The organism is Dolichospermum lemmermannii CS-548 (assembly GCF_028330815.1).
In the GTDB taxonomy this organism is placed as follows: domain Bacteria; phylum Cyanobacteriota; class Cyanobacteriia; order Cyanobacteriales; family Nostocaceae; genus Dolichospermum; species Dolichospermum lemmermannii.
In genome coordinates this window covers 1-9,750 of the sequence record NZ_JAQMTJ010000144.1, presented here as the reverse complement: position 1 = coordinate 9,750, position 9,750 = coordinate 1, and the positions used below count along the sequence as shown (strand labels likewise).

9 protein-coding genes and 2 pseudogenes are annotated in these 9,750 nt (G+C 37.8%); 3 read left to right on the top strand and 8 right to left on the bottom strand.

What is annotated here, in order from left to right:
• Window positions 1-132 precede the first annotated feature (132 nt).
• The 8 genes and pseudogenes from PN450_RS23950 to PN450_RS09250 form a co-directional block, all read right to left on the bottom strand.
• Window positions 133-432 (bottom strand): annotated as a pseudogene (locus PN450_RS23950) (type II toxin-antitoxin system VapC family toxin).
• A 61-nt stretch (window positions 433-493) separates the two neighbouring features.
• Window positions 494-766: an AbrB/MazE/SpoVT family DNA-binding domain-containing protein gene (locus PN450_RS09280; protein ID WP_148761908.1), complete on the bottom strand. Its 273-nt coding sequence runs from the start codon at window positions 764-766 to the stop codon at window positions 494-496.
• Window positions 767-837: 71 nt separating this feature from the next.
• Entirely contained in the window at window positions 838-2,394 is a 1,557-nt protein-coding gene (locus PN450_RS09275) for an AAA-like domain-containing protein (RefSeq protein ID WP_271836097.1), read from the bottom strand.
• Window positions 2,395-2,538: 144 nt separating this feature from the next.
• Window positions 2,539-2,949, bottom strand: coding sequence for a hypothetical protein (locus tag PN450_RS09270; RefSeq protein ID WP_148761910.1), 411 nt, complete (start codon window positions 2,947-2,949; stop codon window positions 2,539-2,541).
• Window positions 2,950-3,258: 309 nt separating this feature from the next.
• Window positions 3,259-3,768, bottom strand: a pseudogene (locus PN450_RS09265) (nickel-dependent hydrogenase large subunit); the annotation flags it as partial.
• Window positions 3,769-3,909: 141 nt separating this feature from the next.
• A complete protein-coding gene (locus tag PN450_RS09260) occupies window positions 3,910-4,872 on the bottom strand; it encodes a hydrogenase small subunit (protein ID WP_015079375.1) in 963 nt (320 codons plus the stop codon).
• A 233-nt stretch (window positions 4,873-5,105) separates the two neighbouring features.
• On the bottom strand, window positions 5,106-5,309 hold the full coding sequence (locus PN450_RS09255; protein WP_148761916.1) for an RNA-binding S4 domain-containing protein: 204 nt from the start codon (window positions 5,307-5,309) through the stop codon (window positions 5,106-5,108).
• 51 nt (window positions 5,310-5,360) lie between these two features.
• On the bottom strand, window positions 5,361-5,822 hold the full coding sequence (locus tag PN450_RS09250) for a nitrate reductase associated protein (protein WP_168695701.1): 462 nt from the start codon (window positions 5,820-5,822) through the stop codon (window positions 5,361-5,363).
• Window positions 5,823-5,925: 103 nt separating this feature from the next.
• Here PN450_RS09250 and PN450_RS09245 point away from each other — a divergent pair, with 103 nt between their 5' ends.
• From PN450_RS09245 to PN450_RS09235, 3 genes are all read left to right on the top strand, one after another.
• Entirely contained in the window at window positions 5,926-6,531 is a 606-nt protein-coding gene (locus PN450_RS09245) for a molybdenum cofactor guanylyltransferase (RefSeq protein ID WP_271836095.1), read from the top strand.
• Between the two features lie 416 nt (window positions 6,532-6,947).
• Window positions 6,948-7,739, top strand: a complete 792-nt coding sequence (hpsJ-A, locus tag PN450_RS09240; RefSeq protein WP_271836094.1) for an HpsJ-like protein, cyanoexosortase A-associated — start codon at window positions 6,948-6,950, stop codon at window positions 7,737-7,739.
• Window position 7,740: 1 nt separating this feature from the next.
• Window positions 7,741-9,357 (top strand): archaeosortase/exosortase family protein, encoded by a 1,617-nt coding sequence (locus PN450_RS09235; protein ID WP_271836093.1) that lies wholly within the window; start codon window positions 7,741-7,743, stop codon window positions 9,355-9,357.
• The last annotated feature ends 393 nt before the right edge of the window (window positions 9,358-9,750 follow it).

Below are 9,750 nucleotides of genomic sequence, written 5' to 3'. Positions count from 1 at the left end.
AGTAAGTAGACGAAAATAAATCAAAGTAGATTAAGTAATGTAAAAAATCTGGAGATGATTTCGTAGTAAGGGCTTCAGCCCTCAAATGAGGAATAAATTCCTCACTACAAACTTTGAATTATTCAAGCCGTTCTACTTACTCCATACTTTATCTGCTGTTAACACAGGCAAATTCAAGCGTTTACCTAAAGCAAGACAAGCACGATCTCCTAATGATAATCCTGCACTTTTGGTTAAACCTCGAAGTTTAGCTATAGTTATAGCATCTTCCTCATTGCAAGCAATAATTTCTAGACTATTTTCTAATAATCCTTCATCTCTCAATCGTTTAATAATTTCCTCTGGAGATTATCCTAAATCAACAATTTTTGATAATACCTCTACCCAATTAATTATACTGATATAACACCCATTAATCAACGTATTTTCCACAATTTCTGCTCCTGGTTCATCTCTAAGATAAGCTAAAAAAGCAGAAGCATCTAACACAGATTTATTCACTTAAATACTCCTGTTTGCGTTCTTGAATAAGTTCATCTACCAAATTTCTATCAGGTGATTTATCTTTTAATAAACCTCTTAATTTTTTAACTTGGTTTTTGAGACTAACTAATTGTAATGTACCATTATCTTCAAGAGTTAAAATTAATCTATCTCCAGATTCTAAATTAAGAATTTGTTGGATTTCTTGCGGTAAAGTTAAACGTCCTTCCGGTTCAATATCAAGCGTGTATTGTTGAGAAATTGATGAATTAGCAACTGTCATAACTTTAGATTTCCTTTTTTCTAGCTATTTACATTTTAGCAAAACTCCAACCTAACTCCTTATCAAAACACTCAAGCCCGAATCACAGTAATTCTGCGTTGATTTTCCGTCACCACAACCTCAGTTGATAAACGTTCTTCCATTGGTAGGGCATTTTTCCGCCTATCAAACACAAATAACCAACCAAAATCCAACCCCAACCGCCCTAAATAAGATTCTAATTGTTCAATCCCATCAGTTTGGGGGTCACGCTTTTTATCCCGCCATACCTTTAACTCAATACCTAGCGTGACATCTTTATAACGCAGACATAGATCCATTCTGTCACTACCAATGGCATATTCCCGTTCTAGGATTCCACCACCATTAATAACACGATGCAAAAAAGCCATTAATACAATATGCGGCGCAATTTCATGATAGCCAGTGCTACCTAATAACAGTTCTCCGTGCTGTCGCCAAAACTTGAGAAATGCTGCAAGTAACGCATCTATATTTAATTCACCTTCTGGGGTTAACCAAGTCGGTGCAATCCTTGGTAGAGAAGCCATTGGTGTCACTGTTAATACTCTGGGTAAAACTTCCCGATAAATGGGATTAGCAATAGTTAATCCTCCTTGGGGGTGCATTTTACACAAACCCAAATCAATTACAAATTGAATATCATCGTTGGGTATATCCCCCAATTCTAAACCTGCTAACATCGGTTCAATAATTGCTTTTATTCTTGGTTCTCGTAACCGTTCAGCTAAACTATCTAAATGAGTATCTTGACGAGCAATTAATATTTCCTTTGCTTGTAAAATATCTTCTTTTGTAATAGTAATATTTCTATCTTTAACCATTTTTTCTACAATTTCTTTAGCTAAAGCATTCACTAACCAAGGTTGTCCTTGGGTTAAATCAAAGGCTGTTGCTGTTGCTTCTGGTGTGAAAATTTGTCCTGTTGCTACTGTATGTTGTTGATATAGTTCTCCCACTTCTTCAATATTAAAATTTCGCATAGTTATAGAAGCAACTTTAATATTAAAAGGACTGGATGTATTGAGTCGTTCACTACCACCAGATGCGACTTTATAATCTCGTACATCTCTTAAACCAATTAATCCTACAGATGAGGGAAAATTTTCGGGACGATTGGGAAAACCATCTCTTAATTGTCGTAAAATTGAAATTAATGTTTGATCTTGCAAAGAATCAATTTCATCAATCAATATTACCAAAGGTCGGGTTAAAGATTTTGCCCAACCTTGTAAAAAAGCCTTAATTCTATTTCCTGGTTCTTCCTGTTGCCATTGTTTCACAGGTGGTTGTAATTCTTTGGGTAAGCGGATAGAAATTGTATCATACCAAGTTCCCAAAATCGCTAATTCTGCCGCACCGGGGTCATGATTAAATGCACTTCCTACCTCTACTGATACCATGACTGCGGTATAATTTCCGGTGGCGGTAAGTTGCTGTGCTAGGGCTAACATTGCGGTGGTTTTCCCTGTTTGTCGTGGTGCATGAAGGACAAAATAACTTTCTTGTTCAATCAGTAACGATAAATCAGGGAGACGAATTGTAGCTGAGATGGTATAGTTTTTTTCGGGGTTACATGGACCTGCAATATTAAACCAGCGAGACATCATGATTTTGGCAGTTGGTGAACTCTTTAAGTTTAGACGATTTTGGGGTTAAGGATGGCAGGGAAGTCAGAATCAAACGCAGATAAACGCAGATGAACACAGATAATTTTGTGCATCATTTAGATTAGGAAATGCTATATCCCTTCAATTTAAATCATGACCTGTTGGTGGTGATAGATCCATTACTTCGGTAAACCGGGAATATTTCACCTCACTGGTTGGGGGAAACTGTGCGGAAATACCCATTAAGCCGACTTTGATATCCTCAAAGAAAATCACACCACCTATTCGTCCGCTGGCTTGGAATGGGCCATGGAAAAATTGATGTCGGGGAATATGGATAAGGAGAGAGTTGGTAATTTTGACGTTTTGACCAAATAGTTGTTGACAGGTTGTTTTGACAACTGCATCTATATATTGATTCTGGACACGTTGACCCAAGTTGATGAATTCGGGATGATCTGCAAAATGATCCATGTAATATGTCCAGATGTTAGACAAGTCTTTGTCTTCAGTGAGGATTTGCTTGAGTTCCTGCCATCGTTTGAAATTCATAATGGGTAAGAAGATTAAAAGAGGATGGGTGCATTAGATTATTCTTTGCGTACTAAAAATTTACCACAGTTATGTGATAGCGAAGCACGACCTAGGAATTGCTTCCAGTGCGCTGAAGGCATCGCTAATCTAGAGTTAGGGAAAAATTAGGTAATATTTGAAAACACCAAATAACTGTTAGTAGATAAAAATAAATAGACTTATGATATGGCTGGGGTGGTTTTATTGCCTAATTTAAGGAAAAACCAGGGAATAATCAGACCTATTCTGAAAAATCCTGACTATATCAGCAATTCCCCAATTTATTTCCATATAACTGCTGTGCGGCCATTGTCCACCTAATAAAGCGTAGATTTCTACCGGTTTACTAGAAATTGTAATGCCGATTTCATAAGATTTACCTGTGAAGGCAGCAAAGCGCCGACAAGCCTCATCATAAAAGTGACTCCGGCGATAATTTTTATTAGTTAAATCAATGGCAAATAAGCCATAAAAGTAGCGGGGAATACTTTGGATTGTTTCGACAATTTGACCTAAGTTTCTCGCTAAAATTGCATTTCTCGGAACTTCTGTTCCCCAAGCTGTATCCAACGCCCAAGAGGCAGAACTGAGGTGAGAACCGCCACAAATTCCACAAATTCGGGGAGTGACAATTAAGCCGGCTTGGGGATCTTTTCCGCGTAAAATTATTTCAAAGCCGCGAAAAAGTTCAGCGTGAGTCCAGGCGTTTGTGACATATCCATTTTCGATTTCGACACGCACATCTAAATCACCCTCGACTCTACCAACGGGTGAAATATCTAATGTTTGAATTGGCATATTTGTCCTTTGTTATTTGTTAGTTGTCAGTTGTCATTAGCATTTTTTGTTTCGCGCAAAGACGCAAAGGGGCAAAGGCGCAAAAAATATAATTGTGGCAAGAATTCTCTTAACCACTGACTAATGACTACTGACCAATGACTAAACGGTAAAAAAGTCTTCGTCTGCCCATTTTGGGGCTGTGTTTTTGGCAACGACGGTGAGGACGGCGTAATCTTTGTGGTTGACTCCAGGGGGTATTTCTTTGGGAACTCCCATGACGGTTTGGGTTTTAAAGACTGTTCCGGGTTTGAGGTCGAAAAAGGGAAATTCGGGTTCTGTGCAGCCTAAACAGGGCATTCCGGCGCGGGTTTTGGAGGAGACGCGATTCCAGAGAATGCGGTTACAGGAGGCATGAGTCATGGGACCACGACAACCTAAGTCGTAAAATAGACAACCTTTCCGTTGTCCAAATTCGGTGGTTGTGGCTTTGTATGCAAAGTGAATGTTGCGGGTACAACCGGTTTCGGCGTAGGTGTTGAAGAAGGTTTGGGGACGGTGCAGTTCATCAAGAACTATATCATCAATTCGTCCAGTGGCGATCGCTACTAATATCTGCGTTATCCAGTCGGGGTGTGCGGGACAACCAGGAATATTAATTATCGGTAAGCCGGCTTGACTGACAAAATCTTTACCTAAAAAACCGCCTTCTTCCCGTTTGAGAAATTGCAGTCCTTTGGAGTCGCTGGGGTTGGGTGACATAGCGGGAATTCCTCCCCAACTTGCACAGTCTCCCACAGCCACAATAAATTTCGCAACTTTGGCTAAATCGTTTAACCAATCTTTCATGGGACGGTCGGCAAACCGGTTCCATTCTCCTGTACCATTAGGGGCGTTAACTACGCTACCTTCAAATACCAAAATATCTACGGGAATTTTACCAGAAATACAGTCCCATAAAAGGGTTTTGACGTTTTCACCTAATTCTACACCCAAGGAAGGATGCCAAAGTATTTTCATCCCGAAATCAGCAATTAAATCACAAGCTGTTGGTTCTTCGGCATTCAGAAACGACATGGTGTCACCCGAACAAGCACCACCTTGGAGCCAGAGTACATTAGTCATTAGCTATGTCTTTCTATATATGTTGACAATGCACAATTAAAGAAGTTCTTTAGGGGTATAATTTCCCTTTTGAGAGGATTTACTTGTAGAGAATGACCTATTGATCAATATTCATTATTTTAAATTAAGGTGTTATTTAAAGCAATTAATTTTTTGGAAATAAAAATTAAGAATTAGCATAATTGGATGTTATGGTCAGAAAAGTAGTGAGGGCAAAATCATAGATATCGAAATTAATCAACGGTATCTGATAGTATTTCCCCAACTTTTAAAGTTTTTCCTGCTACTGTTACTTGATCATCATCTACTAATTTTCGTCCTCTGCGCGTTTCCACTACACCATTAACTTTAACCTCACCATCAACAATCATCCATTTAGCTTGACCTCCGGTAGAGGTGATACCGGAAAACTTTAAAAACTGGTCGAGTTTAATCATTTGCTTTTACCCACTACTTAAAAAGTATTATTTATAGCAATATATCAGAATTTAGGATTTTGGCAACAATTTAAATTCTTGCAAAGCTGGTAAGAAGTTTTTATTTTCATGGCTAGGACGACTCAGTTTAATCAAGGCAAAACGCTGTAAACTAGTTAAGCTTGCCCATGCCTCAGTTGTGATAATCACACCTATTTCCTGGGCTTTTGCGTGAATACTGCTGGGAATAGCGGTATTATCCATCCATGCTGGATGAGTTTCAATGGGTAATTCGGCTACTGGTTTACCAGTGAGTTGCAATACCAACTCTTGAATATAATGTCTGTAATCATGAATTTGACCATCTGTATCGCAAGGTAATATCGCTAAATTTTGACGTGATTCTTGATTCATCTGATTCCATTCTGCTAATTTTAGCTTAATACCGCAAGTGTCTAATTTATAGCGCACTTGCATAGGAATACAACGCCAGGAATCAACAAAATCTGCTTCAAATTCAAAAAAATATGTCATAAAATTGATGATAATGATATTTATAAATTATAGATTTATATAATTATTGTAAACAATTTATGAGAAAATACAGTTAATTTTTATTAAATAGAATCCAAACATTATGAATATTGATTTAAAGCGTGATGTTACTACTATTGTTTTAGCAGGTGGTAAAAGCACTCGCATGGGTAGAGATAAGGCTTTAATTCCCATGGTCGGTGTCCCCATGTTGCAGTTAATTTGTACTATTGCTGAAGCTTGCACTGATAAAGTTTATATAGTAACTCCCTGGCCAGAACGTTATCAAGAATTGCTAACACCTAAAAGTCAATTTATTCCAGAAGTTCCTTTACCTGGGGAAACTGGAAATGAACCCCGCACTCATGGACCACTTGTAGGTTTTATACAAGGTTTAGCAGCAGTAAAAACAAATTGGGTTCTATTATTAGCTTGTGATTTACCAAATTTGCGGCTAGAAATATTACAAGATTGGATATCTAAATTAGATACAATTCCCGAAAATAAAATGGCGGCTTTAGTCAAAAATAATCAAATCTGGCAACCTCTATGTGGTTTTTATCGCTGTCGTTGTTTACCGGAATTAAATCAGTATGTTGAAGAAGGTGGACGTTCTTTTCAGCAGTGGTTAAAGTCTTATTCCGTAGAAGTATTACCTTTGGAAGATTCACAAATGTTATTTAATTTTAACAAGAATATCCCCGAATAATAAAACCCATGTATACAAGTAGACCCTAACAATACTGTAGCCAAAAAATAGGATGAAGAGAGGGCTGATGTAGTAGAGTTATTGACAAGGTATTGATGCTATGTTAGAACTGGTAAAGTATTTTTACTGCATGGCTACAGTATTGTTTTATGTTATATAATTTCCTTGATTATACTCAAGATGGCTGAATCGTTTGCTTCTATAGAGGTAGGAATTTAGCAATGCTAAACCCCTACACATCTGGATTTTTCGTAATCTTGTAAAAATTCAAATCTCAGCCGTCATGAGGATAAATTCCGGTAAATTGTAGGTAAATGAGGTACAAATTTTAATCACAAAGCCTTGCAATTAAAGGGCTTTACCGCTGATAGCTGCTGTAATTATCAACTTTGCATTGAAAAGGAACATTAAGAGCGATGAATTTTAGAGATATCAAAGAAAATATCCAAGAAAATATTGGTTATTTTATTTTCTCTTCTGTCAAGAACTTCAAGGCATTTTTCGGTCGAGTTAACTGGGAAGGTTTTTTATCAGATACTAGTGACTTGACTGTTCTATTACCAATTATTGGCTATGGAATTGTGATAATGTCATTCATAGATTTTATCTATGTGATTGTCCCACCTCAACTCCAAAACCCTGAATGGGAACTCAATGCCATTAGTCTCCTCACTCAGCATAGTTGGGTTTTTTTGATTGGCTTAGGGTTTATTTTTACTCTTTACTTTCGTGACAATCAAGGTGATATCCGCTTCCTAGAAATTGTTTTTTTGAGATTTATCCGCTGGGTGATTCTGCTCATGGGAATCGCCTTTTTTGCCTTAATTCCCCTGACTTTATTAAATACGCAACGAGTCCTAAAGGTGGCCAATGATCAAATCACCGAACAGAGAAATAACCGTGTTGAACAAATAACCCAAATCGAAAAGCGTCTTGCTTCAGGGGTTAGCGCAGAACAGATCAAGCTGTTCGCTAAAAATATCAACATGAGTCCAGATGACTTAAAGTTACCAACTCCTCAGCTTAAAAATACAATTCAAAAAAACTTAGCCAGTGCAAAAAAGACAGTCTCCCAAGAAGCAGCCCTAAACCAGCGAGGGCAGTGGAAGAATAGATGGAAAAGTAGCTTGAGAACAGTTATTGCTCTCCTAATTATTGGTGTTACCTTTGTGATTGTTTGGCTTCAAATAGGACGGGCTTGTATTTAGAATGTTGAAAACGATATTAGCAATGACAGGTAAAATAGAAAAGTTTAGGGAAGTTAATTTTCTGAATTATACTTTCTTCATTCTATTTATTTTTGGGTTAGTAACTTCAACTCACCTAACACTCTATTGGCGAGTTGAACAAAATGCTAACGATTGGTTCTTTCAACTATTGTTATATGCAAGTGTCATATTCCACATTTACGAGAGACGGAATAACCTTGCTTTCGTCAGCCAGTTTCCTGCTAATTTTGTTGGTTGTTGTTTAATTATTATTCCCTACATCAATGCAAAATTTTCAGTTCAAGAAATCTCTATTTTTTGGTACTTTCTCCCCTTAGTTAGTGCCATTGGGTTGGCTTTATTAGCATCAGGATTTCAGGGAATTAAACAATTTAAGCGAGAATTAGCAGTAATTGCTATATTTCCCTTGATTTTCGTCTTTGTCAAATTATTGGGAATGCTGATTCGGATTACGGTAATCTCCGCCAAACTTACTTCTTATCTTTTATGGTACTTGGGCTTTAATTCCGCTACTGAAGGTGCTCTTGTTTCTGTTAATAATGGGGTAATTGATATTTTATCAGAATGCACGGCGATACCACTTTTAATCATGCTATTAAAATTTTCTTTCGTGCTGGCCATTCTTTTTCCCTCTTATCTGAAAAATATTTATTTGCCTTTTATTCTTTCAGTGCTTATTAGTGCTATTTTGTCCGTGATCCGATTGGTTATTATAGCACTAGTGGTGAAAGATAAACCTGCATTTAGTTATTGGCATGGTTATCAAGGTGGTGATATTTTTGCTTTACTTTCGTTCCTATCCTTTGGGGCAGTGATTCTTTTCCTATCACCCAGTCAAATTCCATCGTCACTGACAAAAGCCCCCCCTCAAAAGTCTCAGCCAGAAAAGTCTCAGCCAGTATCCTGGTTAATTGTACTAACAGGTATCGGTTTGATGATCATTTTATTTAATTTTTGTATCCATCCCAGCGCGGGCTTGAGTGAAACCGCCGTCTATCGTTTTCCGTCACAAATTCCTCTCCCTGGTTGGCAATTCATGGCTAGTGAACCTCTATCTTTATCTTCAAAGCAACTAGCCCAGGAGAATAATCGTCCTCTACTAAACACAGATATCGAAACCGATAAGACGAAGGATATCTTGTTAGGACAAATTTATCATTACCAAAAAGCCGGTCAGGGCTTAACTGCTAACTTTTACTATGTCCCTTCTAGCTTAGGTGATGTCAAGGACTACTATCAGCAATTTAGTTATCTACCTAATTTACCTAAGCTGATAAAGCCCGTTCAAAAAGTGAACCTCAAAGGTGATCATTTAGAGTTTTTTGATCAACAAAACCGCTATTTGACGGCCTGCATTAATTCCTTGGGAAAAAGTACAGTGACAATATCTCAATTCACTGCCCATTTTTATCGTCCTTATCTAAATCCGTCTCAATGGTTGAATCTATTGAACGGTAAACAAACTTTCCGTGACCGTCGCTGTATCTGGGGGCAACTTTCGTTAACTAAGGCTGATACTAGTGATGTTGAATTAGAAACTGCTTGGCAGGCTTTATTATCTTATTGGCAGAGTAATTTTCCTAAGTTGAAACTCTAGTAATTAGACATCTCCAAAAATTAAATATGCGTGACCTCAAGTCACTGTAGAGACGTTCCATGGAACGTCTCTACAATCTTTAGGGGAGATGTCTATTACCCATATACAGCACTTCCCGGTGTTATGAGGTACATATCTAGCGGGCAAGATGCCCGCACTACAAGAGTTTCATGATTCAACTTTGTACCTCATAAGAGCGGAAACCGCTGTATAACAATATGTAAAGTTACCTTGATGCCTTATTTTGGTTGATTTTTAGCCATATTACCTCAGAGGATGTTTGAAAAGTGGTATTCCGTAATTTTCATCACATTGCTACCCCCCTTTCCCCTTGTAAAGGGGGGAAACAATAAAAATCCAGTTCCCTCCCCTTTACAAGGGGAGGGTTAGGGT